We start from the raw sequence: 25,760 nt of genomic DNA on the forward strand, positions 1-25,760 counted from the left end.
CCGTCAGCGCTTATGAAGAATGGTTACAACAGCAGGAGATTTTGCCGAGTAGGCTTATTTCTGTAGGCGTCTTCCAGGGCCGGCAAGACGTGGCAGGCAAGGGCCTGCCGGATACTTATAAAACCATTGGCAGTCTCAACAAAGGAGAGGTTAGCCATGCTTTCGGAACTAGAGCTTCGCAGCATTATTGAAGGAAGTTTCCTGCCTAAGCGGTGTGAGTGCACCAAAGCCGAAGACGCTTCACTGACAATCAAGGTGTACGACGACCGCGACCGTGATCGAGTGGACTTGGAGGTGAAAGGGATAAACGCCGACAAACTCGACAGCAGTCGCGCCATTTGCAGCCTGATCGCTGAACTGCGTGAATACCTCAAGCACAGCCACACGCCCTTGCTGCAACGAGCAGGAGGGCGCAGATCTTAAGGGTGTGCCTCGTTCAACGCTGACCTGTGGGCTTGGTATTGACCAGGCCCTCAAACCACACGGTCTTTCCAACTCATACGCACCCCGGCGTTGCCGCTCACGCCCTCGCGCCAAAGGTGACACCGCCATTGAGGGTGCCGCTGTCGCAGACGTAGGTATCGTCGCCGGGGCCGGGGGTAAAGGCACACGCGAAATGCGCGGCCTATGGGCGTTCAGCCTAGCTGGCTGCGGTAAGGCAGGTCCGGCCCGGTGCGGGTGCAGGTCAGCGCCGCGGCGCGAATCGCAAAGCCGAGCATGGCGTCGATCTGTTCACGGCTGAGTTGTTGCAGCCCTTGCACCGAGTCCAACCGGTGCTCGGTCAACCAGGCGATCAGCGCCGCCTGGAAGGTGTCGCCGGCACCCACCGTATCGGCCATCACGATATCGATTGCCGGTTGCGACCAGCTGCCATGGCGGCGACTGAACACGCTGGCGCCATCGCCACCACGGGTCAGAAATACCAACTGGCAGCGGTGTTGCAGCCAGCCTTGCAGCACGCTTTCGGGGGACTGCTCGGGGTAGAGCAGGTGCAGGTCTTCATCGCTGACCTTGATCAAATCCGCATGCTTGACCAACTCCATCACACGGTCGCGCCACAGCTGGATATCCGGTTGCGGGTTCAGTCGTACGTTAGGGTCGAGGCTGATCAGGCGCTTGCCGCTTTCGCGCTTGACCAGCGCCAGCAGCGTGTCGCCAATCGGCTGTACCACCAGGGAAAACGAGCCCACATGCAGCCCGCGAATCTCATCACCCAGGGGCGGCAGGTGCGTCAACTGCAGTTGCCGGTCTGCGCAGCCTTCGCCACGAAAGCTGTATTGCGGTGAACCATTGGCGCCCACGGCCACCATGGCCAGGGTGGTTGGCGCGTCGAAGGGCACCAGGAAATCTTCACTCATGCCTTCGTCTTTGAGCACCTGTAGCAGGCGCCTGCCCAGGTAGTCGTGGGAGATCCCGGCGAAGAACCCGGACTCGATCCCCAAACGGCGCAGGCCCACCGCCACGTTGAACGGCGAGCCACCGGCAATCGCCGTGTAATTGAGCTTGGCAACCTGCCCATCGGCATTCTCCTCGCTGAAAAAATCAAACAGCGCTTCACCACACACCAGATACATAGTCACTCGCTCTTAAAGGGTTGCCACAAGCTGTTGATAGCGCTCATAGGCCTGTTGATAGGCGCTCACGTTGGCCGGCACCGGCAGGGTGCGGCTGGCCGGGTCAAGGCTGACGCATTTGTCGCACAGGCTGGCCAGGGATTCACCGGACTGGCACCACGCCGCCTGGATCGCCGCGCCCAGGGCCGCGGCCTCGCTCTGTTCGGTACAGACCACTTCGGTGTTCATGATATCGGCGACCATCTGCCGCCACAGCGGGCTTTTCGAACCGCCACCGATCAAGCGGATGCGCAGGCTTTGCAGGCCGGTCTGGCGCAGCAGGTCGAGGCCGTAGCGCAAGCCGAAGGTGGTGCCTTCGACCACCGCGCGGCACAGGTTGGCGCGGGTCAGGTTGGTCATGGTCAGGCCGTGCAGGCTGCCGGTGGCCTGGGGCAGGGCGGGCACCCGTTCGCCGTTGAGGAACGGCAGCATGCTCACCCCGTCCGCGCCGATGGGGGCCTGCTCGACCAGGGCATTGAAGGCGTGCAGGTCGAGTTCGAACAGCTCGCGGATCACCCCGGTGGCGTTGGTCAGGTTCATGGTGCAGATCAACGGCAACCAGCCGCCGCTGGATGAGCAGAAGGTGGCGACTGACGCCTGGGGGCTGACGTTGGGCTGGTCGGCAAAGGCGTAGACGGTGCCCGATGAGCCCAGGCTCATGGTGATCACCCCAGGGGCGATGTTGCCGGTGCCGATGGCGCCCATCATGTTATCGCCGCCGCCGCTGGCGACAACCGCGTTGGGGTTGATGCCCAGCCGCTCGGCGATGGCCGGCAGGATCGTGCCCACTGCTTGATCGGCTTCAATCAGCTCGGGCAGCGCCGCCTGCAGGCGCCCACTGGGGTCGATGTGCGCAAGCAGCGCCACGTCCCATTCACGGCGGCGCACATTGAAATAGCCGGTGCCCGACGCATCGCCGTATTCGGCGACGGCGCGGCCGGTGAGCCAGTAATTGAGGTAGTCGTGGGGCAGCAGGATATGGGCGATGCGCGCAAACAGGTCCGGGTGCTGTTCACGGGTCCAGAGCAGTTTGGACACCGTGTAGCCCGGCGCAATGGCCACGCCCAGGCGCTCCAGCGAGCCGCTCTCGCCGCCCAGGTAGTGCAACAGGCGCTCATTTTCTGTGGCGGTTTCGGTGTCGCACCACAGCTTTGCCGGGCGCAGCACCTGACCCTGGGCATCGAGCAACACCAGGCCGTGTTGCTGGCCGGAAACACCAATGCCGAGGATGTCCTGGCCGTCCACCCCGGCCTGTTGCAGGGCGCGGTGGGTGGCTTCGGTGAAGGCGTCCAGCCATTCCTGGGTGTGTTGCTCGCGCCGGCCATTGGCGCCGCTGATCAGGGTGTGCGCGGCGGCGCCCAGGCCCAGCACCTTTCCGCTGGAAGCGTCGAGGACGATGGCTTTGGTGCCCTGGGTGCCGCAGTCGATGCCGAGGAACAGGTTTTGCTGGGTCATGATGATTTGCTCAGCAGTCTTATTGTTGGATTGGTAACACAGTCAAATGTGGGAGGGGGCTTGCTCCCGATAGCAGTGGTTCAGTTGATAAACCTGTGACTGATACACCGCTATCGGGAGCAAGCCCCCTCCCACATTTCAAGCCGGTTTCTGCAGGAGGTTCTGTAGGGTCGCGCTGACGCCGTTGTCACGCAAGCTTGCATAACACCGCTCGAACGCTGCCACAAACGCGGGTGAGTTGGGAATAGCTGTGCCGAAAATCTCTTCAACCCCCAGCAAGCGCTTGCTGATCAAGCTGTCATCGCTGACCAGTTGCTGGCAGAACTGCGCGCGCGGGTCAGGGATGGTGTAGCTCATGCCATTCTCATCGACTCCCTTGAGATACAACGCCCACGCAGCGACCACCAGCGCCGCGCGCTCAGTCTCACGCCCATCGGCAATCAGGCGATTGATGGTCGGCACGGTGAACTTGGGAAACTTCGACGAACCGTCCGAACACACCCGTTCCAACTGGTCGGCAATCGCTTGGTTGGAGAAGCGGTCGACCAGGGTCTGCTTGTACGCCGTCAGGTCGATGCCCGGCACCGGCGCCAGGTGTGGCGTGACGTCGAGGTCCATGTAGGCGCGCATGTAGGCGACGAACAGCGGGTCGTTCATGGTGTCGTGAACAAACCGGTAACCCTTGAGAAAACCCAGGTAAGTCAGGGCGAGGTGACTTCCGTTGAGCAGGCCGATCTTCATTTCTTCGTAAGGCGTCACGTCATCGGTGAACTGCACGCCGACCTTTTCCCAGGCCGGGCGGCCGTTGACGAACTTGTCTTCCAGCACCCATTGCACAAAAGGTTCGCACACCACCGGCCAGGCGTCGTCGATGCCGTGCTCATCATGCAGTTGCAGGCGGTGGGCGGTGCTGGTCATCGGCGTGATGCGGTCGACCATGGCATTCGGAAAGCTCACATTGGCTTCGATCCAGTCATGCAGTTGCGTGTCGTGCAGCGCGGCGAATGCGAGGAGGGCCTTGCGGGTGACGGCGCCGTTGTGCGGCAGGTTATCGCAGGACATCACGCTGAACGCCGGGGTGCCGGCGGCGCGGCGCTTGGTCAGCGCGGCGCAGATAAACCCGAACACGGTCTGCGGTGCGCCGGGGTGCGCCAGGTCATGCTGGATCTGCGGCAGGTGAGCCATGAATTGGCCGTTGCTGTCGTCGATGCAGTAGCCGCCTTCGGTGATGGTCAGCGACACGATACGGATAGCCGGTTCGGCCAGTTTATCGATCAGGGCCTGGGCGCCGTCTTCTGCCAGCAACATGTCACTGATGGCGCCGATCACGCGTACTTCGGTGTCGTCGGTGTCGCCCAGTTCATACAGGGTGAACAGATAATCCTGGCCGGCCAGGTCGTCGCGCGCCTTGCGGTCTTCGGCCCGCAGGCCAATGCCGCAGATGCTCCAGTCCAGGCCCTCGCCGGTGTTCATCAGGGCGTCGGTGTAAAACGCCTGGTGCGCGCGGTGGAAACCGCCGACACCGATATGCGCAATGCCCTGGGATGTACTGGCAATGGCATAGGCTGGCACTTTCACGTCGGGCGCCAACTGGGTGAGGTTCTGTTTATTCAGCTTCATAGCGTAATACTCGCGAAATCAGGCGGCGGCGCGCAGGGGGCGGGCCACGGCCACGCCGTCGGTGTCGAACAGATGGCAGTGGGCCGGGTCGAGGTGCAGGTGCAGCGTTTCGCCATATTGGCTGGCCATGTCGCCGCGAATGCGCATCGTCAACGGCTCACCGTTGGCGGTGATGACGTGGCAGAAGGTGTCGCTGCCCAGGCGCTCGCCGACGTCGGCGGTAACGGTCAGGGTGGTCTGGCCCGGCGTGGCGATTTCCAGGTGTTCCGGGCGAATGCCCAGGGTGACTGCGCTGCCCACGCTCAAGGTCGGGCCGCTGAGCGGCAGGCTGATCAGGGTGCCGGCTTCGAGCTGCACGTCACAGCCCTGGCCTTCGACACGCGTGACCTTGCCCTTGAGAAAACCCATCTTCGGCGTGCCGAGAAAGCCTGCCACAAACAGGTTGGCTGGCTGGTGGTACAGGTCCAGCGGCGAGCCGACCTGTTCGATGCGCCCGCTGTTGAGCACCACGACTTTATCGGCCAGGGTCATGGCTTCGACCTGGTCATGGGTCACGTAGATCATGGTCGCTTGCAGTTCTTTATGCAGGCGTGCCAGTTCCAGGCGCATCTGCACGCGCAGGGCGGCGTCGAGGTTGGACAAGGGTTCGTCGAACAGGAAGATCTTCGGGTTACGCACAATCGCCCGGCCAATCGCCACGCGCTGACGCTGGCCGCCGGAGAGCTGCTTGGGCTTGCGCTCCAGCAGCGGGCCCAACTCCAGAATGCGCGCCGCTTCGTTGACCTTGCTGTCTACCAGTTTTTTGTCGACGCCGGCCAGGTCCAGGGCAAACGACATGTTCTTGCGCACGCTCATGTGCGGGTACAGGGCGTAGGTCTGGAACACCATTGCCAGGTCACGCTTGGCCGGGGTCACTTCGGTGATGTCGCGCCCGTCCAGCTCGATGGTGCCTTCACTGACTTCCTCCAGGCCGGCGATCAGCCGCAGCAGCGTGGATTTACCACAGCCCGACGGGCCGACGAATACCACGAATTCCTTGTCGTTCACTTCCAGGTCGATGCCCTTGATGATGGAAAAACCTTCGAAGCCTTTCTGCAGATTCTTGATTTTCAGGTTGGCCATGATGGGCCCTCCGCTTGGAATTATTATTTAACGGCGCCAAAGGACAGGCCGCGCACCAGTTGTTTCTGGCTGATCCAGCCGAAAATCAGGATCGGCGCGCAGGCCAGGGTCGACACGGCGGACAATTTGGCCCAGAACAAGCCTTCGGGGCTCGAATAGGAGGCGATCAGCGCGGTCAGCGGCGCGGCGCTCGATGACGTCAGGTTCAACGACCAGAAGGCTTCGTTCCAGCACAGGATCAGCGACAGCAGCACGGTGGAGGCCAGGCCGCCCTTGGCGATCGGCAGCAGCACCCGCACCATTTCCTGCCACAGGGTGGCGCCATCCAAACGTGCGGCTTCGAGGATGTCCTTGGGAATGTCCTTGAAGTAGGTGTAAACCATCCACACCACAATCGGCAGGTTGATCAGGGTGTAGATAATGATCAGCGCGATGCGTGTATCGAGCAGGCCAAAGCTCTTGGCCAGCAGGTAGATCGGCATCAGCACGCCCACCGGCGGCAGCATCTTGGTGGACAGCATCCACAGCAGCGTGCCCTTGGTGCGCTTTGTCTCGTAGAAGGCCATGGAGTAGGCGGCCGGCACCGAAATCAGCAGGCACAGGGCGGTGGCGCTGAACGAGATCAGCACCGAGTTCCAGGCGTAGGCGAAGTAGTTGCTGCGCTCGTTGATGTGCAGGTAGTTCTCCAGCGTCGGCGTGAAGATAAACTGCGGCGGCGTGGCGAACGCGTCGATTTCGGTCTTGAAGCTGGTCAGCACCATCCAGAAGATCGGGAAGAAAATCAGGATCGCGATGGCCCAGGCCAGGGTGCCGAGCAACAGGCTTTGCAGGCGGCGGGATTGTTGAAGCGTCATGGCGCGGCCCTCAAGGCTTGTCAGTCAGGTTTTTGCCGATCATCCGCACCAGGATGATCGCCGCGATATTGGCGATGACCACGGCGATCAAGCCGCCGGCCGAGGCCATGCCCACGTCGAACTGCACCAGCGCCTGGTTGTAGATCAGGTAGGCGAGGTTGGTCGAGGCGTAGCCGGGGCCACCGTTGGTGGTGGTGAAGATTTCGGCGAACACCGAGAGCAGGAAGATGGTTTCAATCATCACCACCACGGCAATCGGACGGGCCAGGTGCGGCAGGGTCAGGTGCCAGAAAATCGCGATGGCGCCGGCACCGTCCAGGCGTGCGGCTTCCTTCTGTTCCTGGTCAAGGGACTGCATGGCGGTCATCAACAGCAGAATGGCGAAGGGCAGCCACTGCCACGACACAATGATGATGATCGACAGCAGCGGGTAGTGCGCCAGCCAGTCCACGGGTTCTGCGCCGAAGAACTTCCACACCGCAGCGAGAATCCCCGACACCGGGTGGAAAATCAGGTTCTTCCAGATCAACGCGCCGACGGTGGGCATGATGAAGAACGGCGAAATCAACAACACCCGCACCAGGCCGCGGCCGAAGAACTCACTGGCCTCCAGCAGCGCACTGATCAATACGCCGAACACCACGCTGATCAGCAGCACGCTGCCCACCAGCAACAGCGTGTTAGTGGCGCCGGGCAGGAAGCCCGAGTCGGTGACGAAGTAAGTGAAGTTCTCCAGCCCCACGAACTGGTTTTCGCCGGGGTAGAGCAGGTTGTAGCGGATCAAGGAGAAGTACAGGGTCATGCCCAGGGGCACGATCATCCACAGCAGCAACAAGGCCACCGAGGGGCTGACGAGGAACCAGCCGGGGTTGGCCAGGCGGTTTTTGGGCGTTGTATTCATGGTATTCGAGACCAGTCAGGTACATGCAAACGCGGTCAATGTGGGAGGGGGCTTGCTCCCGATAGCAGTGTGTCAGTCACACAATCTTCAACTGATAGAGTGCTATCGGGAGCAAGCCCCCTCCCACATTTGACTGTGGTGAGGCAGGGCTACTTGGGGTAACCGGCCCGCTTCATTTCCCGCTCGGTGGTGGTCTGTGCGGCCGTCAGTGCGGCATCGACCGTCTGCTGGCCGGTCAGCGCGCCGGAGAAGAACTTGCCGACCTGGGTACCAATCGCCTGGAATTCAGGAATGGTCACCAATTGAATACCGATATACGGCACCGGTTTTTCGGTGGGTTTGGTCGGGTCCGCGACTTTCAGCGATTCCAGGGTCACCTTGGCGAACGGCGCGGCCTTCATGTACGCGTCGCTGTAGGTGGATTGGCGGGTACCTGGCGGTACGTTGGCGACGCCGTCGGTCTTGGCGACCAATGCGCCATATTCCTTGGAGGTGGCCCAGGTGGTGAACACCTTGGCGGCGTCCTTGGCCTTGGAGCTGGTGGGGATCGCCAGGCTCCAGGAGTACAGCCACGAAGTGCCCTTGTCGGTCTTCTCGTGGGGCGCAAAGGTGAAGCCGACATGCTCGGCCACTTTGCTCTGGCTCTTGTCGGTGACAAACGAGCCGGCCACGCTGGCGTCCACCCAGATCGCGCACTTGCCGCTGTTGAACAGCGCCAGGTTCTCGTTGAAACCGTTGCTGGACGCACCCGGCGGGCCGGATTTTTTCATGTTGTCGACGTAGAAGTTCAGCGCGTCTTTCCACTCGGGGCCATTGAATTGCGGCTGCCACTTCTCATCGAACCAGCGTGCGCCGTAGCCGTTGGCCAACGTGGTGATCAGCGCCATGTTTTCGCCCCAGCCGGCTTTACCGCGCAGGCACAGGCCGTATTGCTCTTTGCTCTTGTCGGTGAGTTTGGCCGCGTATTCGCCGATCTGGCTCCAGGTCGGATGCTCGGGCATGCTCAGCCCGGCGTCCTTGAACAGGTCGGTGCGGTAATAGGTGATCGAGCTTTCGGCATAGAACGGCAGGGCGTACAGCGAGCCTTTGACCGACAGGCCGTCGCGTACCGAAGGGAACACGTCATCAAGGTCGTAGGAAGCCGGCAGGTCCTTCATCGGCTCCAGCCAGCCCTTGGCGCCCCAGAGTGCGGCTTCGTACATGCCGATGGTCAACACGTCGAACTGGCCGCCCTGGGTGGCAATATCGGTGGTCAGGCGTTGGCGCAATACGTTTTCTTCGAGCACCACCCAGTTCAGCTTGATCTCCGGATGCTCGGCCTCGAAGGTTTTCGAGAGCTTCTGCATGCGGATCATGTCGCTGTTATTGACGGTGGCAATGGTCAGGGTTTGCGCGCCGAGGCTGACGGCGCTGAGGGTCATGCAGGTCAGCATGCAGGTAGAGACAAGCAGAGCTTTTGCTGTGAACTTCATCGCGCACTCCATTTCCGCGCCCAGGGGGCTACAGAAGGACGGTTATTGTTGTTGTGTCTTCCCACAGGGAGTCAGGAAGAGTGTGCGTTGATTACAGCCCTCAAATGCGCCGGTGACAAATCCTTGGGAGCACTGAGACTGATACTTTTTTGCACTGCACGGGCACGGCGGTAGCGCAGCTTCATGGCGCGGTCACCTGTTACTTCTGACAGTAGACGCAGAAAAACAACGGGGAGTTAATGACGTGGCATACACCAACCTGGAGATGTTTATGAATCCTTTCCGTGTAGACCTCAAAAGCAATAAAGCCCTATTAGTCTTGATGATTGCAGGTTTTATCAGCGCTTGTAGCACCGAACCGCCGTTGGCATCACGAGAACCGGCATGTACGAAAGAAGGCTATTTCAAAAGCACCAATGTGGTAGGTGGATACCATCGGTGTGTTTATAACGCCAACATCCAGCGGTATATTCAATACCCGTTTAACTGCCCGGCCGGGTTGGAGTTCGATGAGTCCGTGGGTACCTGTGTAAGGCCCTGACGGGACTGCCTGTCGCCGACACTTTCAGCCGCAGCAAGCCATTGAAAAGGGATCGGTACCCAGGTACCGATCCCTTTTTCACCTCTACGTCACGGTCGGATACGGCGTCTGTGTGATACAGATATCATCGATGTCATACACCCCGCCGGTGGTCGGGTTTCTGACCGAAACGGAGGCCTCGAACGGTTTGCCGGGCAAATAACCGAGCGGCACATTGACGCTGAGCCAGGTGTTCAACGTGGGCACGTTTTGCGTCCATTTCAACGTGCCCAGATGAATCTCGACAAAGGTCGGCGCCCCAATCGCGGCAAACTTGCTGATCCTGTAGCGGAAGCTGACGCGGTAGTAGCCCTCGGCGGCGGGCGTCAGCACTTTGTACAGACTGACGCCCCTGCCGGTAGTCGGTGTCGACTGCCAGAAATAGTTGCCATTCGACTCGCGGCGAATGCCTGCGTCCGGCCATTCACTGAGCCAGTAGTTCATGTAATTGTCATTGAACGTCGTGCACTCCTTGATCATCACGCTTTGCAGCGTGTAACGGGTGGGTGGAAATTCAATCGCTTGCAATTCATCCCTTAAGCCATTGAGCGCCACTTTGAATTGCAGGGTCAGCTGGCTGCGATTGCCAAGGTCTCGCAGGTAGGTGATCAATACGGTTTCCAGGTGATAACCCTGGCTGATCCAGGCCGAGTCGACCTCGGCCTTGTTCGAACCATTCATCAGGGTCAGGTTATGCGGCGTACCGTCGGCTCTGAAACCGTACAAATACAGCCATACGGGCAGGTGTGGGGCAATGAATGGGAAGGTCGTCACCCTAGCGGTGGCGTTGCCGGGCAGGGCGTCCACATCGATCACGCCGCTGGCGGATGCTTGATCGATACGAATCACGGTTTTTTTCAGTTCGCTCAGCGGCAGGCTTTCAAGATTGACCGTGAGCGGTACCGAGGGCCGGGTTTGCCCGCTTCGTGTCACCGTATACCTGATCGTGAACTGCGTAGGCGTGTTGCCGATATTCGCGGCGATCACTGAAGCGGGCACGTCGACGATGACGGTGCCATCGGTTTCGCCATACGTCGGCCCGATCACTGCCGAGCCTGCAGCGGTTTTACCCACGATCTCCACGAAGATGACGTCGCTGGTATACATCGGGCTGGTGGACACCTGCACATGCGCCCCGTGCTGTGCGTTCAAGGGGGCCAGGGTGACCAGTGTGCCGGAGCCGGTTGCCTCGATCAGGATCGGCACCGGGAACTGCGTGGGCAAGGCCTGAATGGTATAGCGCCGCTCCTTGAACCAGACCGCATTGGCCAGCTCGGCGCTGCGGTCGAACGTTACCCCGAAGCGCATTTTCAGTGGGGAACCGTCCTTGAGCTTGCGCAATTCAGGGACCGGCGCAGGTGGACGAATACCGTTCAATTCGCCGTCCTGTGTCACCAGGTCTGCCGTGTAAAAGGTGTGGTAGAAGGGATAACCGTCAGCGTAGGTGCCGGACATCTCGAACCACATTCGCTGGAACCGATGACTGAAGTGCCAGCGGTCTTCAATCGCGCGTTCGGTACCGTTCAATGTGCCGACATTCAGCACGCCATCATAGGAGTGGCCTTCTATGTAGGGTTCAGGCAGCGGCGGTGGCAACAACTCCAGGGCCAGCACAGGCGAAGGGGACTCGTGCTCGCCCCGCATGACGAAGTACTGCACGTGGATGACGTGTCCCTGGGCCTGGATGTTGGCGCCCACCACCTCTGGGTCAATATCAAAGTGCAGGACTTTCGAAGAGCTGCCGTATTGGGTCTCGCAGTAAGTGCCGATGCCCGCAATGCCGGTCCAGCAACAGCGAACCTGATGGGAAGGCGCCATCTGCGGGTAGTCGACGACGACAGTCGCGCCGTTTATCGCGGCCACCGCCGCCAACTGGTCGGGATAGCGCGTGGCCTGCACGACCTCGGGACGCTTGAGGGTCAGCGCTCGGCCCACGGTAATGGTCCGGCGCTCCGAATAACGGCGTCGGCTGCCGTCCTTGGGTACCAAGGCGTAGCTCAGGCGGATTTCCTTATTGTCATTGGCAATGACGAACGCTTCGTCCACCAGGACCACTACCGGCTTGCCGGCCGTATCGGAATAGAGTTCGACTTCCTCTCCAGTGGTTCCGCTGGCGTTGGCGCCCAGCCATGTCCAGATGAACTTGTCCCCAGGGAACGTGCGTGGGTAAGGCAACGTCAGCTTGAGCTGACCTCCGATCACGCTGGCAGGGTCCAGGTTGTCGAACACGTCGACATACTGCAATTGCGGCGCCGGCAACTCGGCGACGACCGATCCGAAAATGACTTCCAACACTTCGGACTTGCGCACCGTCTGTACGCCTGGGCCAAGCGTGCGCATTTGATGGTCATTGACGAGGTAGTAGACCTTGACCGGTCCCACGCCAATGAAGGGCGCAAAACCCTCCTGCAGTACGATGCGAAAGCGATCAGGTGGCGGTGGGGCGCCTGCGTTTACGGTTTCTCCATATTCAATCAGGCCGCCGCCAGGTCGCGGTGCTTCCATGCGAAAGGTCACGCTGTTGCTGGGGGCGTAAGGGCTGTAGACCGGGAAAATGGCTCTGATGAAAGGGTGTTCCGGATCAATCAGGCCGCCCTCGTCCTGCTCGATTCGCATCGGGGGCATCATTTTTTTTGTGCCGAACACGCGAATACTCAGGCGCCGAGAAGCGCGCAGGAAGGCGCCGCTGGCCGTTGTCAGGGTATATTCGATGCGCAGTTGTCCATCGATCACGTCTTCAAGGTACTTATTGTCCAGCACGATGGAGGACGAAAGGCCGATGCGTGCAGGAAAACCAGGCAGCGTCACCACGCTGGATGAGCCATCCGGGAAAAACTGGGTCAGGGTTACATGGATCAGCGCGCCAGCTGGGGTAGGTCTGGCGGTATCATTGGGCGTAGCGGGTAGCGTTCGAGGAACGACCATTTCCGCGGTGAACACCTCGTCTCCATGGGTATCAAAATTCAGCTCGTCGACGGACTCAACGCCGACCACGAAGTGCGGCCGATCAAGCAAGCCGAGTTCAAGGTCGGTCTCCAGCTTGACCACCTTCGACCACTGCGGGTCTTCCCCGGAATAGTTGAGTACGCGGTCAAACACCCGGAAGAGAATGGAGACTGCGCCGCTGCCCCCTGAAATAATCGTTTGTTCAGGTACATGCACGATGATGGGCTTGGTGCCATCAACGTGTTGCTGATCGATTTTTTGAAAAATAGCGATACCGTTCCACCACACTTCAATAGTGTCGCCTACCGTGCAGAACGGATAAAAGTCACAGGTCAAGTCCACTCCTGCCTTGGCACGCTCGGCGTCCAGCGGCGTGTATTTCAGGTCTTCAGGCAGGTGTATCACCAGGTTCGAGTGGAACCATGGGTAGACGCTGCGACCACCTGGCCGTGAGGTTTTGGTGTACCAGGTCTGAGGTGGGGATGTGCTGGGCGTGGCGCTGCCCACTCTGATCGCTTCACCGAAGCAGGGATAAATCGTGCCTTCGGGCACCAGCGATGCGGGAATGACCAACTGCACACGGTCTTTGTACAAATCTTCCGGGTAAACCTCGCCTGCACCCAAAGCGTAGCTGGTACTGCCGGCGAAAAATTTATAGGTGTCACCGACATTGAAGTTCGACCATCTTTCAAAACTCACAATCAGCCACGGATCGATCTGTCGAATGCCCAATCCTACGTCAGCATCCAGATTCGGCTGCAGTGCGCCGTTGACATACGGCGGGTCAAGGTTGACGGCGGAGGGCGATGGGGGTTCGTGGGGCGGGGATTCACACAGGGGAATGGGCAGGTTGGAGGACGTTGGTTCTTTCATCGTGAGCGCTCCTTGTACAGTGGTGAAACCGGGCAAGGAAATCACACACCCCTGGCAGCAGAGCGGATAGCTGTCAAAGTTGACAGAAGCGACGAGTGGTTGCGTCAGGCTCAGGCCTGGTTACGCTCGGTCAGCCGTTGTACGGCCAGGCGCCGATAGTGCGATGGGGTCATGCCCTTGAGCTGCTGAAAGCGCCGGTTGAAATTGGAAATGTTATTGAAGCCCGACTCAAAGCACACATCCGTCACCGCCTTGTCGCCATCGGCCAGCAACTCGCAGGACTTGCTGATGCGCAGCCGGTTGACGAACTCGATAAACGTGCGCCCGGTAGCCTGTTTGAACACGCGGGAAAAATAGGTGGGCTTCATGCCCAGGTAGTCCGCCACTTCCTCCAACGGTAGCTCGCGGGCGTAGTGGGCAAAGATATAATCCACCGCGCGGTTGGTGCGGTCGATGCTGTGCTCATCGGCCAGCTGCGGTGTAGTGGCACCCGACAGCAGATGGTAGTCCTCGCAGGCGCTCAATACTTCCAGCAAGATAAAGAAGTGCCCCAGCCGCGCCATGCCCTGGGTGTCTTCGATGCGCTGCATCAGATCCATGGCTCGCGCGATGGTGGTCTTGCAGCGGAATTCGATGCCGTACTGGGCGCGTTCGAGCAGCGGCGCCAGGCTTCTGAGTTCGGTGAAGATCTGACTGCCGTTTTCCAGCAACTCGTCGGTAAAGTTCACCAGCATGTCGCGCTTGGGGACTGTCTCATCGGCCTCCACCTGGCTGATCCAGTTATGCGGCAAATTGGGGCCCGTCAGGAACAGGCTTTCGGGATAGAAGTTGCCGATGTAGTCGCCAATGAACACTTTGCCGGAGCTGGCGACGATCAGGTGCAGCTCGTATTCCTTATGGAAGTGCCAGCGCACCAGCGGGCAGGGAAAGCCGTGCTGGCGATAGATGATGGACAGGCCGTTATGGTCGTCCATCAACTCGTAGGAAGGGTCGGTGATGCGCGTTGCTCGGGTCATGTTGCCGTCGCTTTATTGTGGGTGCCGCGTAGGATAATGCCCCGTTGCGCGCGACCCTGCCAGCGTCGCGCGTTAAAGACTGCGGTTTTTTGCCTCGATCCATTGAGACATGTACTGCGTACTTTTATGCGCATGGTGGCGCAGCATGCTGCCGGTGAAATTATCCCGTCGATGGGCGTCCAGCTGGCTGCGACAGTGTTCCAGGCAGGCCACCAGCGCTGGGCCGTGGAAAGTTTGGTCATAGCGCCGGGCAAGCAGCTGACGGCCGTGTTCCTGGGCCTGGGTCCAGCGTTCGCCGTCTTGGTAGAGGCTCACGGCGGCAGCGGCCAGGGCCGGGGCGCTGTGCTCGATTGCCCCCGGCCAGGGCTGTTCAGCGCCCATGGCTTCGGCACCGATTGGCGTGGTGATAGTCGGCGTGCCACACAGCATCGCGTCCGCCAGTTTGCCCTTGATCCCGGCGCCAAAGCGCAGCGGCGCCAGGCAGATGCGTGCGGCCGTCATCACTTGCAGCGCATCTTCGGCCCAGTTCATCACATGAAAGCCCTGCGTCGGGTTGTGCAGGGCGGTGGCCTTGGGCGGGGTGTAGGCGCCATAGATGTGCAACTGGGCGCCCGGTAATTGCTGGCGGATCAGCGGCCAGAGGCTGTGCTTCATCCACAGTACCGCGTCCCAGTTGGGCGCGTGGCGGAAGTTGCCGATGCTGAGAAAGTGCGCGCGGTCTTCGAACGGCGCGAAGGCTGCGGTCGGCGGCTGCATCATCAACGGGCACCAGTGGAGCAGGGCGGCGGGCACCTTGAACTGCTCGGTGAGCAGGCGGATCTCCACGTCGGAGATCATCAGGCTGATGTCGCATCGGTAGATCGCGGCAATTTCGCGTTTGGCCAGGTCGGTGTCGGCCATCCGTTGGAATTCCTGCTCCAGGTCCGGGGCGAACAGGGCGGTAAAGTCATCACGCTCCGGATCGGCTTTGAGCGCCGCCTTGAGCCGCACATGCCGGGCGTCGCGCAGGCTTTGCAGGTCGGAGGTTTCCAGCACGCGCAGGGCGTCGGGGCAGCATTTTTCCACGCGCCAGCCGAACTGTTCTTCCATCATGAAACGGTCGAACAGCACGATGTCCGGCGCCAGCTCACGGATGAAGTCGTCGAAGCTGCTGTTATTGAGCTCGATGGCGCATTCACGGATGCCCAGCGCCGGCAAGTCGGCCTTGTGCTCGCCGACGGTGGCCGGGCTGCTGAAGGTGATGTCCCAACCTTGTGTAAGAAAACTCTGCAGAATTTGCATCATATGCCCGCCCGCAGCCGAAGAACGCGGCTCCGGCCAGACGTAACCGATGACCAGGACTTTGGTGGCGGGATGATTCATCGGCGTTGATTTCCTTGGAGGGCAGGCGAAAAGCGCGCAATTAAACCACAACCAGATGGCATGACAATTTGTGTCTGGCGGTAGGTAGCCAACGGACTTTGTGGTTAACTTCGGCCTCTCGAATTCGTTTAACCAAAACCCAGCATAAGGATTCCGTTCATGGCTCAAGTTACCCTCAAAGGCAACCCGGTCCAGGTTGAAGGCGAACTGCCGAAAGTCGGCGCCAAAGCTGCAGATTTCACCCTGACCGCCGGCGATCTGTCCGACGCCACGCTGGCTACCTTTGCCGGCAAGCGCAAAGTGCTGAACATCTTCCCAAGCGTTGACACCCCAACCTGCGCGACTTCGGTGCGCAAGTTCAACGCCCAGGCCAACGATGTGGAAAACACCGTGGTGCTGTGCATCTCCACCGACCTGCCATTCGCCCAGGCGCGTTTCTGCGGCTCCGAAGGCCTGGAAAACGTGAAGAACCTGTCGGACTTCCGCGATTCGGATTTCGCCGTTGATTACGGTGTGGCGATTGCCGACGGCCCGCTCAAGGGCCTGACCGCTCGCGCGGTGGTGGTGCTGGACGAAAACGACACTGTGCTGCACAGCGAGTTGGTCAAGGAAATCGCTGAAGAGCCAAACTACGACGCCGCCCTGGCGGTGTTGAAGTAACTGTATCTGCGCGTGACTGTCGTTTGGCAGTAACACGTATGATGCATGATTGCGGCCTGGCCTAGTCCAGGCCGTTTTTATTTGAGCGTCAGCGGTTTAGCGAAATAGCCGGCGGACCAAGATCAGCAGTTAAAAGTTGTAAGCCCAAGGTAAATAGCCGGTAAAGGTGCTTTTCTAAACGCACCCCAGTGCTTATCTTTCAGCCTCCCAAAGAAGAAGCTCTCGCGCCCAATGGTTGATCACTCCATGCAATCCTCCCCCCGCAACTCCCGTCGCTGGCTGTTCGGCCTGCTCGTGCTGCTGGTTATCGCCGGCCTGTGCTGGAAATTCTGGCCCAGCGGTGCGGCCCATAAAGACGCGCCGGCCGGGCACACCGGCAAGACCGGTATGGCGCGCCCAGGGTTTGGCGGTGCCACCGGCCCAGTGCCGGTGCGGGTGGCGCCTGCGGCACTGGGTGATTTCCCGGTGTACTACAAGGCATTGGGCACGGTGACGGCGCTCAACACCATTAATGTGCGCAGCCGGGTGGGCGGCGAGCTGGTGAAGATCGCCTTTGAAGAAGGGCAGATGGTCAAGGCCGGCGACCTGCTGGCGGAAATCGACCCGCGCAGCTACCAGAACGCCTTGCTCCAGGCCCAGGGCACGTTGTTGCAGAACCAGGCCCAGTTGAAAAACGCCCAGGTCGACGTCGAGCGCTATCGCGGCCTGTACGCCCAGGACAGCATCGCCAAGCAAACCCTGGACACCGCCGAAGCGCTGGTGATGCAGTACCAGGGCACGGTCAAGACCAACCAGGGCGCGGTCGACGATGCCAAGCTGAACCTTGAATTCACCAAGATCCGCGCGCCGATTGCCGGTCGCGTCGGCCTGCGTCAGCTCGATGTCGGCAACCTGGTGGCCGCCAACGACACCACCGCCCTCGCGGTGATCACTCAGACCCAACCAATCAGCGTGGCCTTCACCCTGCCGGAAAATACCCTGGAAACCGTGCTGGCCCGTTACCACGCCGGCAACAAACTGCCGGTGGAAGCCTGGGACCGTGGCGACGCGAAAAAGCAGGCGGTGGGCGTGCTGCAAAGCCTGGACAACCAGATCGACGTGACCACCGGCACCCTGAAATTCAAGGCGCGCTTCGATAACAAGGATCAGGCGCTGTTCCCCAATCAGTTCGTCAATGTGCATCTGCTGGCCGACACCTTGCACAACGTGGTACTGGCACCTTCCGCTGCGATCCAGTTCGGTAACAACGGCACCTTCGTCTACAAGCTCGATGGCGACAAGAAGGTCAAGGTCCAGCCGCTGGTGGTGGGCGACACCGATGGCGACAACACCGTGATCAAGCAAGGCCTCGCGGCGGGTGATCGGGTGGTCATGGAAGGCACCGACCGTCTCAAGGACGGCAGTGAAATCGAAGTGGTCAACGACAGCAGCGAAGTGCCGACCACCCCGACCGAACACCTGCAAGGCAAACCCGCGGCAAAAGGGGAGACCGGCACTGACGGCGGCAAGGCGCAAAAGGTCGGCGCATGAACCTGTCGCGCCTGTTCATCCTTCGCCCGGTCGCCACCACGCTGAGCATGCTGGCCATTGTATTGGCCGGCCTCATCGCCTATCGCCTGTTGCCGGTGTCGGCCTTGCCCCAGGTGGACTACCCGACAATTCGGGTGATGACGCTGTACCCCGGCGCCAGTCCCGACGTGATGACCAGCGCAGTCACCGCGCCGCTGGAGCGCCAGTTCGGGCAGATGCCCGGCCTGACCCAGATGGCGTCCACCAGCTCCGGCGGCGCGTCGGTGCTGACCCTGCGCTTCAACCTCGACATCAACATGGATGTCGCCGAGCAACAGGTACAGGCCGCGATCAACGCCGCCACCAACCTGCTGCCCAAGGATTTGCCGGCGCCGCCGGTGTACAACAAGGTCAACCCGGCGGATACCCCGGTACTGACGTTGGCCATCACCTCCAAGACCATGCTGCTGCCCAAGCTCAATGACCTGGTCGACACGCGCATGGCGCAAAAGATCGCGCAGATCAGCGGTGTCGGCATGGTCAGCATCGCCGGTGGCCAGCGCCAGGCCGTGCGCATCAAGGTCAACCCCGAGGCCCTGGCGGCCAACGGCTTGAACCTGTCGGACGTGCGCACCTTGATCGCCGCGTCCAACGTCAACCAGCCCAAGGGCAATTTCGACGGTCCCACGCGGGTGTCGATGCTCGATGCCAACGACCAGTTGGTCTCGCCCCAGCAATATGCCGAACTGATCCTGGCCTACAGCAACGGCGCGCCGCTGCGCCTTAAAGACGTGGCGCAAATTGTCGACGGCGCCGAAAACGAGCGCCTTGCTGCCTGGGCCAATGAAAACCAGGCCGTGCTGCTCAATATCCAGCGCCAGCCGGGCGCCAACGTGATCGAGGTGGTGGACCGTATCAAGGCGCTGCTGCCGAGTATCACCGACAACCTGCCGGCGGGCCTGGACGTGACGGTGCTCACCGATCGCACCCAGACCATCCGCGCGTCGGTGAAAGACGTGCAGCACGAATTGCTGATCGCCATTGTCCTGGTGGTAATGGTGACGTTCCTGTTCCTGCGCCGAGTCAGCGCCACGCTTATTCCATCCATCGCCGTGCCGCTGTCGCTGATCGGCACCTTTGGCGTGATGTACCTGGCGGGATTCTCGGTCAACAACCTGACGTTGATGGCCCTGACCATTGCCACCGGGTTCGTGGTGGACGATGCCATCGTGATGCTGGAGAACATCTCCCGCTACATCGAGGAAGGCGAGACGCCCATGGCCGCCGCGCTCAAAGGCGCCAAACAGATCGGCTTCACCCTGATTTCCCTGACCCTGTCGCTGATCGCCGTATTGATCCCGCTGCTGTTCATGGCCGACGTGGTCGGGCGCCTGTTCCGCGAGTTCGCCATTACCCTGGCCGTGGCGATCCTGATTTCCCTGGTGGTGTCCCTCACGCTCACGCCGATGATGTGCGCGCGCTTGCTCAAGCGTGAGCCGAAAGAAGAGGAGCAGGGTCGCTTTTACAAGGCCAGCGGCGCCTGGATCGATTGGCTGATCGAAGCCTACGGGCGCAAGTTGCAGTGGGTGCTCAGGCACCAGCCGCTGACCCTGCTGGTGGCCATCGCCACCCTGGGCCTTACGGTGGTGCTGTACCTGGTGGTGCCCAAGGGCTTTTTCCCGGTGCAGGATACCGGCGTGATCCAGGGCATTTCCGAGGCGCCGCAATCGATTTCCTTTGCGGCGATGAGCCAGCGCCAGCAGGAACTGGCGAAGATCATCCTGGCCGATCCGGCGGTTGAAAGCCTGTCGTCCTACATCGGCGTGGACGGTGATAACGCCACGCTCAACAGCGGCCGCTTGCTGATCAACCTCAAGGCCCACGGGCAGCGCGACTTGAGCGCGACGCAGGTGATCGCGCGCCTGCAGCCGGAAATCGACAAGCTGGTGGGCATCCGCCTGTTCATGCAGCCGGTGCAGGACCTGACCATTGAAGACCGCGTCAGCCGCACCCAGTACCAATTCAGCATGTCGTCGCCGGACGCCGAGCTGTTGGCCCTGTGGAGCGACAAACTGGTGCATGCCCTCAGCCAGTTGCCGGAACTCACCGACGTGGCCAGTGACCTGCAGGACAAAGGCCTGCAGGTGTACCTGGTGATCGACCGCGATGCCGCCTCGCGCCTGGGCGTCAGCGTCTCGACCATCACCGACGCGTTGTACGACGCCTTCGGCCAACGGCAGATTTCCACCATCTACACCCAGGCCAGCCAGTACCGCGTGGTATTGCAGGCCCAATCGGGCGAAACCCTGGGCCCGGCCGCGCTCAACCAGATACATGTGAAGACCACCGACGGCGGCCAGGTACGGCTGTCGAGCCTGGCCCATGTGGAGCAGCGCCAGGCGCAGTTGGCGATTGCCCATATCGGCCAGTTCCCGGCGGTGATGATGTCGTTCAACCTGGCCCCCGGCGTTGCGCTGGGCAAAGGTGTGGAGCTGATCAACCAGACCCAGAAGGACATCGGCATGCCGGTCGGCGTGCAGACCCAGTTCCAGGGTGCGGCCCAGGCGTTCGAGGCCTCGCTGTCGAGCACCTTGCTGCTGATCCTGGCGGCGGTGGTCACCATGTACATCGTGCTCGGCGTGCTCTACGAGAGTTATATCCACCCGATCACCATTCTCTCGACCTTGCCCTCGGCGGCGGTGGGTGCCTTGCTCGCCTTGCTGCTCAGTGGCAATGACCTGGGCATGATCGCGATCATCGGCATCATTTTGCTGATCGGTATCGTCAAGAAGAACGCGATCATGATGATCGACTTCGCCCTCGACGCCGAGCGCAACCAGGGCCTGGACCCGCAGACCGCCATCTACCAGGCGGCGCTGCTGCGCTTCCGGCCGATCCTGATGACCACCCTGGCCGCCTTGTTCGGTGCGGTGCCGTTGATGCTGGCCACCGGTTCCGGTGCCGAGCTGCGCCAGCCCCTGGGCCTGGTGATGGTCGGCGGGTTGCTGGTGAGCCAGGTGTTGACGCTGTTCACCACGCCGGTGATCTACCTGTATTTCGATCGGTTGGGACGGCGCTGGCGCAAGGAACCGCAGAGCCTGGAGCCGGTTGAATCATGAACCTGTCCGGACCGTTCATTCGCCGGCCAGTAGCCACGATGCTGCTGAGCCTGGCGATCATGTTGCTCGGCGGCGTCAGCTTCAACCTGCTGCCGGTGTCGCCGTTGCCGCAGATCGACTTTCCGGTGATCGTGGTGTCGGCCAGCTTGCCCGGCGCCAGCCCCGAGGTGATGGCGTCTACCGTGGCCACGCCGCTGGAGCGCTCGTTCGGCGCGATTGCCGGCATCACCACCATGAGCAGTTCATCGAGCCAGGGCTCGACGCGGGTGATCCTCGCTTTCGATTCCGACCGCGATATCAACGGCGCGGCGCGGGAAGTGCAGGCGGCGATCAATGCGTCGCGCAACCTGCTGCCCAGCGGCATGCGCAGCATGCCCACGTACAAGAAGATCAACCCGTCCCAGGCGCCGATCATGGTGCTGTCGCTGACCTCGGACGTGCTGCAGAAGGGCCAGCTGTACGACCTGGCCTCGACCATCCTGTCCCAGAGCCTGTCCCAGGTGCCGGGGGTGGGAGAAGTGCAGATCGGCGGCAGTTCGCTGCCGGCGGTGCGCATCGAACTGGAGCCCAAGGCCCTCGACCAGTACGGCGTGGCCCTGGACGATGTGCGCAATACCATCGCCAACGCCAACCAGCGCCGGCCCAAGGGTTCCCTGGAAGACAGCGAGCGCAACTGGCAGATCCAGGCCAACGACCAGTTGGAAAAAGCCAAGGACTACGAGCCGCTGCTGATTCGCTACCAGAATGGCGCGGCGCTGCGCCTGAGCGATGTGGCGAAGATCAGCGATGGCGTCGAAGACCGTTACAACAGCGGTTTTTTCAACAATGATTCGGCGGTGCTGCTGGTGATCAACCGCCAGTCCGGCGCCAACATCATCGAGACGGTGCGGCAGATCAAGGCGCAGTTGCCGGCGTTGCAGGCGGTGTTGCCGTCCAGCGTCAAGCTCAACCTGGCCATGGACCGTTCGCCGGTCATCACCGCCACCTTGCACGAAGCCGAAATGACCCTGCTGATCGCCGTGGCCCTGGTGGTGCTGGTGGTGTACCTGTTCCTGGGCAACTTCCGCGCCTCGTTGATCCCCACCCTGGCGGTGCCAGTGTCGCTGGTGGGCACTTTTGCGGTGATGTACCTGTACGGGTTTTCGTTGAACAACTTCTCGCTGATGGCGCTGATCCTGGCCACCGGCCTGGTGGTGGACGATGCCATCGTGGTGCTGGAGAACATTTCCCGGCATATCGACGAGGGCGTGCCGCCGATGAAGGCTGCCTACCTGGGCGCCGAGGAAGTCGGCTTTACCTTGCTGTCGATGAACGTATCGCTGGTGGCGGTGTTTCTCTCCATCCTGTTCATGGGCGGGATCGTCACCAACCTGTTTCGTGAGTTTTCCATCACCTTGTCGGCGGCGATCATCGTCTCGCTGATCGTGTCGCTGACCCTGACCCCGATGCTCTGCGCGCGCTGGCTCAAGCCCCATGTCAAAGGGCACATGACCGGGTTGCAGCGCTGGAGCCACCGCATCAACGAGCGCATGGTCGCTGCTTATGCCACCAGCCTGGACTGGGTGCTGCGCCATCGACGCCTGACCCTGCTCAGCCTGTTGGTCACCGTAGGCGTGAACATCGCGCTGTACGTGGTGGTGCCGAAAACCTTCATGCCCCAACAGGACACCGGCCAGTTGATCGGTTTTGTGCGCGGCGATGACGGGTTGTCGTTCAATGTGATGCAGCCGAAGATGGAGATTTTTCGCCAGGCCGTGCTCAAGGACCCGGCGGTGCTCAGCGTGGCCGGCTTTATCGGCGGCAACAACGGCATCAATAATGCGGTGATGCTGGTGCGCCTCAAACCCATCGGTGAGCGCAAGGTCTCGGCCCAGGCGGTGATCGAGCGCTTGCGCAAGGAGGTACCGCTGGTGCCCGGCGGGCGCCTGTTCCTGATGGCCGACCAGGACCTGCAGTTTGGTGGCAGCCGCGACCAGACCAGCGCGCAGTACTCCTACATCCTGCAAAGCGGTGACCTGGCCGCATTGCGCCTGTGGTACCCGAAAGTGGTGGCCGCCATGCGTGAACTGCCGGAGCTGACCGCCATCGACGCCCGCGAAGGACGCGGCGCGGCCCAGGTCACGCTGATCGTCGACCGCGATCAGGCCAAGCGCCTGGGGATCGACATGGACATGGTCACCTCGGTGCTGAATAACGCCTACAGCCAGCGGCAGATTTCCACGATCTACGACAGCCTCAACCAGTATCAGGTGGTGATGGAGGTCAACCCTAAATATGCCCAGGACCCGATCACCCTTAACCAGGTGCAGGTGATCACCGCCGATGGCGCGCGCGTGCCGCTGTCGACCATTGCCCATTATGAGAACAGCCTGGCCGATGACCGCGTCAGCCATGAAGGGCAGTTCGCCTCGGAAAACATCGCGTTCGACATGGCTCCCGGCGTCACGGTGGAGCAGGGCACCGCTGCCATCGAACGCGCGATTGCCAAGGTCGGCCTGCCGGAAGATGTGATCGCGAAGATGGCCGGCACCGCCGACGCGTTCGCCGCGACCCAGAAGGGCCAGCCGTTCATGATTCTCGGTGCGTTGGTGGCGGTGTACCTGGTGCTGGGCATTCTGTATGAAAGCTATATCCACCCGCTGACGATCCTGTCGACCTTGCCGTCGGCCGGGGTCGGCGCGTTGCTGTCGATCTACCTGCTGGGCGGGGAGTTCAGCCTGATCTCACTGCTGGGATTGTTCCTGCTGATCGGGGTGGTGAAGAAAAACGCGATCCTGATGATCGACCTGGCGCTGCAGCTTGAGCGTCATGACGGCATGAGCCCGCTGGAGTCGATTCGCAGCGCCTGCCTGCTGCGCCTGCGCCCGATCCTGATGACCACCCTGGCGGCGATTCTCGGGGCCTTGCCATTGCTGCTCGGCGCCGGCGACGGCGCGGAAATGCGCCAGCCCCTGGGCCTGACCATTATCGGCGGCCTGGTGTTCAGCCAGATCCTGACCCTTTACACCACTCCGGTGGTTTACCTCTATCTTGACCGCGCGCGCCACCGCTTCAATGCCTGGCGCGGCGTGCGTACCGATGCTGCCCTGGACACTGCGCTATGACCGATTCAGCTAACGCCAATCCCACTGTAGGAGCGAGCTTGCTCGCGAAAAACCTGCACGCACCGCGTTCTTCCAGGTTCGGCGCGTTATCGTTGACGATCTTCGCGAGCAAGCTCGCTCCTACAGTGGGGTTGGCGTTGCTACTGAGCGCCTGCGCCATCGGTCCTGATTACCAGCGGCCGGCCGTGGTCGAACCGGCACAATTCAAGCAAGCCCAGGGCTGGCGCCAGGCCAATCCAAGTGATTCCCTGGCCCGTGGCGCATGGTGGGAGCTGTACGGTGACCGCCAATTGAACGACCTGGTGGTGCGCCTCAACACCTCCAACCAGACCGTCGCCCAGGCCGAGGCACGTTTCCGCCAAGCCCAGGCACTGGTGCGCAGTGCTCGCGGGGCGTTTTACCCCAGCGTCGACCTGAGCGTCGGTAAAACCCGCGCCAGCCAGGGCACCGGTAGCAGCAGCGCCAGCCTCAGCAGTTCCAGCAGTGGTATTCGCGACACCCTCAATGCGCAGTTGGGCGTGAGCTGGGAAGCCGATGTCTGGGGCAAATTGCGTCGGGGCCTGGAGGCCAACGAAGCCAGCGCCGAGGCCAGCTCGGCCGACCTGGCCGCAATGCGCCTGAGCCAACAGTCGGAGCTGGTGCAGAGCTATTTGCAGTTGCGGGTCATGGACGAACAGACCCGTTTGCTGCAAGCCACGCTGGACACCTACCAGCGCTCGCTGCAAATGACCGAAAACCAATACCGCGCCGGTGTGGCCGGCAAGGACGCCATCGCCCAGGCGCAAACCCAGTTCAAGACTACCCAGGCCAGCCTGATCGACCTGATCTGGCAGCGCGCGCAGCTGGAAAACGCCATTGCGGTACTGATCGGTGAAGCACCGGCCAATTTCAGCCTGGCCGTGAGCAAAGACATCCCGGCACTGCCGCAGATTCCCGTCGGCCTGCCGTCGCACCTGTTGGAGCGTCGCCCGGATATTGCCTCGGCGGAACGCTCGGTGATTGCGGCCAACGCCAATATCGGCGTAGCCAAGGCTGCCTATTACCCCGACTTGACCTTGAGCCTGGCGGGGGGCTATTCCAGCAGCACCTATGCAGACTGGATCAGCCTGCCGAACCGCTTCTGGTCGGTGGGCCCGAAGCTGGCCATGACCCTGTTCGACGGCGGCCAGCGCTCGGCGGAAGTCGACCGCAGCGTGGCCAGTTACGACGAGACCGTGGCCAAGTACCGTCAGACCGTGCTGGATGGGTTCCGCGAAGTGGAAAACTACATGGTGCAGCTCAAAGTGCTGGCGGACGAAGCGGTGGTCAGCAACGAAGCGCTGGAGTCTGCCCGCGAGTCGTTGCGGTTGACCGAAAACCAGTACAAAGCGGGGCTGATTGCTTATCTGGACGTGGTCACCGTGCAGGCGACGGCCTTGAGCAACGAGCGCACGGTATTGACCTTGCTGCAGTCGCGGCTGGTGGCGAGCGTGCAATTGATTGCGGCGCTGGGTGGCGGATGGGACGGCAACACTGCTCTGGTCGAGAAGGATTGACCGCAGACACCGATCGTTT

Annotated in this window: 17 protein-coding genes; 7 read left to right on the forward strand and 10 right to left on the reverse strand. The window is 61.3% G+C overall.

Going from position 1 to position 25,760, the window contains the following annotated elements:
* The first annotated feature begins 156 nt into the window (after window positions 1–156).
* Window positions 157–423, forward strand: a complete 267-nt coding sequence (locus C4J91_RS11505; protein WP_124362423.1) for a DUF1652 domain-containing protein — start codon at window positions 157–159, stop codon at window positions 421–423.
* A gap of 212 nt (window positions 424–635) precedes the next feature.
* On the opposite strand, the gene C4J91_RS11510 is transcribed toward C4J91_RS11505, so the two are convergent.
* The 7 genes from C4J91_RS11510 to C4J91_RS11540 all read right to left on the reverse strand — a co-directional run bounded on the left by C4J91_RS11510 (window position 636) and on the right by C4J91_RS11540 (window position 8,998).
* Window positions 636–1,574 (reverse strand): carbohydrate kinase, encoded by a 939-nt coding sequence (locus tag C4J91_RS11510; protein WP_124362424.1) that lies wholly within the window; start codon window positions 1,572–1,574, stop codon window positions 636–638.
* A 12-nt stretch (window positions 1,575–1,586) separates the two neighbouring features.
* Window positions 1,587–3,068, reverse strand: coding sequence for a xylulokinase (gene xylB / locus C4J91_RS11515; RefSeq protein WP_124362425.1), 1,482 nt, complete (start codon window positions 3,066–3,068; stop codon window positions 1,587–1,589).
* A 138-nt stretch (window positions 3,069–3,206) separates the two neighbouring features.
* On the reverse strand, window positions 3,207–4,688 hold the full coding sequence (locus C4J91_RS11520) for a mannitol dehydrogenase family protein (RefSeq protein ID WP_124362426.1): 1,482 nt from the start codon (window positions 4,686–4,688) through the stop codon (window positions 3,207–3,209).
* An 18-nt stretch (window positions 4,689–4,706) separates the two neighbouring features.
* A complete protein-coding gene (locus C4J91_RS11525) occupies window positions 4,707–5,810 on the reverse strand; it encodes an ABC transporter ATP-binding protein (RefSeq protein WP_124362427.1) in 1,104 nt (367 codons plus the stop codon).
* Between the two features lie 23 nt (window positions 5,811–5,833).
* Window positions 5,834–6,664 carry a carbohydrate ABC transporter permease gene (locus tag C4J91_RS11530; RefSeq protein WP_003233033.1) on the reverse strand — a complete coding sequence of 277 codons (831 nt, stop codon included), beginning with the start codon at window positions 6,662–6,664 and terminating at the stop codon, window positions 5,834–5,836.
* 10 nt (window positions 6,665–6,674) lie between these two features.
* Window positions 6,675–7,565, reverse strand: coding sequence for a carbohydrate ABC transporter permease (locus C4J91_RS11535; RefSeq protein WP_065952553.1), 891 nt, complete (start codon window positions 7,563–7,565; stop codon window positions 6,675–6,677).
* Between the two features lie 149 nt (window positions 7,566–7,714).
* Window positions 7,715–8,998, reverse strand: coding sequence for a sugar ABC transporter substrate-binding protein (locus tag C4J91_RS11540; protein WP_372237497.1), 1,284 nt, complete (start codon window positions 8,996–8,998; stop codon window positions 7,715–7,717).
* 361 nt (window positions 8,999–9,359) lie between these two features.
* Between C4J91_RS11540 and C4J91_RS28120 the strand changes: the two genes are divergently transcribed.
* Window positions 9,360–9,578: a chitin binding peritrophin-A domain-containing protein gene (locus C4J91_RS28120; protein WP_372238311.1), complete on the forward strand. Its 219-nt coding sequence runs from the start codon at window positions 9,360–9,362 to the stop codon at window positions 9,576–9,578.
* Window positions 9,579–9,662: 84 nt separating this feature from the next.
* Here the strand turns inward: C4J91_RS28120 and C4J91_RS11550 are convergent, their stop codons facing one another.
* The 3 genes from C4J91_RS11550 to C4J91_RS11560 form a co-directional block, all read right to left on the reverse strand.
* The gene (locus tag C4J91_RS11550) at window positions 9,663–13,436 is read right to left on the reverse strand and encodes a hypothetical protein (protein ID WP_124362430.1); all 3,774 of its coding nucleotides are present in this window, start codon (window positions 13,434–13,436) and stop codon (window positions 9,663–9,665) included.
* A 110-nt stretch (window positions 13,437–13,546) separates the two neighbouring features.
* Window positions 13,547–14,452, reverse strand: coding sequence for an AraC family transcriptional regulator (locus C4J91_RS11555; RefSeq protein WP_124362431.1), 906 nt, complete (start codon window positions 14,450–14,452; stop codon window positions 13,547–13,549).
* Between the two features lie 72 nt (window positions 14,453–14,524).
* Window positions 14,525–15,814, reverse strand: coding sequence for a glycosyltransferase (locus tag C4J91_RS11560; RefSeq protein ID WP_124362432.1), 1,290 nt, complete (start codon window positions 15,812–15,814; stop codon window positions 14,525–14,527).
* A 159-nt stretch (window positions 15,815–15,973) separates the two neighbouring features.
* Here C4J91_RS11560 and tpx point away from each other — a divergent pair, with 159 nt between their 5' ends.
* The 5 genes from tpx to C4J91_RS11585 all read left to right on the forward strand — a co-directional run bounded on the left by tpx (window position 15,974) and on the right by C4J91_RS11585 (window position 25,741).
* Window positions 15,974–16,474 carry a thiol peroxidase gene (tpx, locus tag C4J91_RS11565; protein ID WP_124362433.1) on the forward strand — a complete coding sequence of 167 codons (501 nt, stop codon included), beginning with the start codon at window positions 15,974–15,976 and terminating at the stop codon, window positions 16,472–16,474.
* A 231-nt stretch (window positions 16,475–16,705) separates the two neighbouring features.
* Complete coding sequence (locus C4J91_RS11570; RefSeq protein WP_124362434.1) at window positions 16,706–18,004, forward strand: MdtA/MuxA family multidrug efflux RND transporter periplasmic adaptor subunit; 1,299 nt, start codon at window positions 16,706–16,708, stop codon at window positions 18,002–18,004.
* Entirely contained in the window at window positions 18,001–21,102 is a 3,102-nt protein-coding gene (locus C4J91_RS11575) for an MdtB/MuxB family multidrug efflux RND transporter permease subunit (protein ID WP_124362435.1), read from the forward strand. Before C4J91_RS11570 ends, C4J91_RS11575 begins: the two co-directional genes overlap by 4 nt.
* Window positions 21,099–24,206: an efflux RND transporter permease subunit gene (locus C4J91_RS11580; protein WP_124362436.1), complete on the forward strand. Its 3,108-nt coding sequence runs from the start codon at window positions 21,099–21,101 to the stop codon at window positions 24,204–24,206. The genes C4J91_RS11575 and C4J91_RS11580 overlap by 4 nt, the downstream gene beginning before the upstream one ends.
* Entirely contained in the window at window positions 24,203–25,741 is a 1,539-nt protein-coding gene (locus tag C4J91_RS11585) for an efflux transporter outer membrane subunit (RefSeq protein ID WP_124362437.1), read from the forward strand. The genes C4J91_RS11580 and C4J91_RS11585 overlap by 4 nt, the downstream gene beginning before the upstream one ends.
* The last annotated feature ends 19 nt before the right edge of the window (window positions 25,742–25,760 follow it).

The sequence above is a fragment of the Pseudomonas sp. R3-52-08 genome (genome assembly GCF_003851745.1).
Lineage (GTDB): Bacteria > Pseudomonadota > Gammaproteobacteria > Pseudomonadales > Pseudomonadaceae > Aquipseudomonas.

What these genes read in the sequence shown, in the direction of transcription:
- C4J91_RS11570 (WP_124362434.1), top strand. Translation starts at nt 16,706, where the DNA reads ATGGTTGATCACTCCATGCAATCCTCCCCCCGCAACTCCCGTCGCTGG.
- tpx (WP_124362433.1), top strand. Translation starts at nt 15,974, where the DNA reads ATGGCTCAAGTTACCCTCAAAGGCAACCCGGTCCAGGTTGAAGGCGAA.
- C4J91_RS11510 (WP_124362424.1), bottom strand. Translation starts at nt 1,574, where the DNA reads ATGTATCTGGTGTGTGGTGAAGCGCTGTTTGATTTTTTCAGCGAGGAG.
- C4J91_RS11580 (WP_124362436.1), top strand. Translation starts at nt 21,099, where the DNA reads ATGAACCTGTCCGGACCGTTCATTCGCCGGCCAGTAGCCACGATGCTG.
- C4J91_RS11505 (WP_124362423.1), top strand. Translation starts at nt 157, where the DNA reads ATGCTTTCGGAACTAGAGCTTCGCAGCATTATTGAAGGAAGTTTCCTG.
- C4J91_RS11555 (WP_124362431.1), bottom strand. Translation starts at nt 14,452, where the DNA reads ATGACCCGAGCAACGCGCATCACCGACCCTTCCTACGAGTTGATGGAC.
- C4J91_RS11535 (WP_065952553.1), bottom strand. Translation starts at nt 7,565, where the DNA reads ATGAATACAACGCCCAAAAACCGCCTGGCCAACCCCGGCTGGTTCCTC.
- C4J91_RS11560 (WP_124362432.1), bottom strand. Translation starts at nt 15,814, where the DNA reads ATGAATCATCCCGCCACCAAAGTCCTGGTCATCGGTTACGTCTGGCCG.
- C4J91_RS11530 (WP_003233033.1), bottom strand. Translation starts at nt 6,664, where the DNA reads ATGACGCTTCAACAATCCCGCCGCCTGCAAAGCCTGTTGCTCGGCACC.
- C4J91_RS11540 (WP_372237497.1), bottom strand. Translation starts at nt 8,998, where the DNA reads ATGCTGACCTGCATGACCCTCAGCGCCGTCAGCCTCGGCGCGCAAACC.
- C4J91_RS11525 (WP_124362427.1), bottom strand. Translation starts at nt 5,810, where the DNA reads ATGGCCAACCTGAAAATCAAGAATCTGCAGAAAGGCTTCGAAGGTTTT.
- C4J91_RS11585 (WP_124362437.1), top strand. Translation starts at nt 24,203, where the DNA reads ATGACCGATTCAGCTAACGCCAATCCCACTGTAGGAGCGAGCTTGCTC.
- C4J91_RS11520 (WP_124362426.1), bottom strand. Translation starts at nt 4,688, where the DNA reads ATGAAGCTGAATAAACAGAACCTCACCCAGTTGGCGCCCGACGTGAAA.
- C4J91_RS11550 (WP_124362430.1), bottom strand. Translation starts at nt 13,436, where the DNA reads ATGAAAGAACCAACGTCCTCCAACCTGCCCATTCCCCTGTGTGAATCC.
- C4J91_RS11575 (WP_124362435.1), top strand. Translation starts at nt 18,001, where the DNA reads ATGAACCTGTCGCGCCTGTTCATCCTTCGCCCGGTCGCCACCACGCTG.
- xylB (WP_124362425.1), bottom strand. Translation starts at nt 3,068, where the DNA reads ATGACCCAGCAAAACCTGTTCCTCGGCATCGACTGCGGCACCCAGGGC.
- C4J91_RS28120 (WP_372238311.1), top strand. Translation starts at nt 9,360, where the DNA reads ATGATTGCAGGTTTTATCAGCGCTTGTAGCACCGAACCGCCGTTGGCA.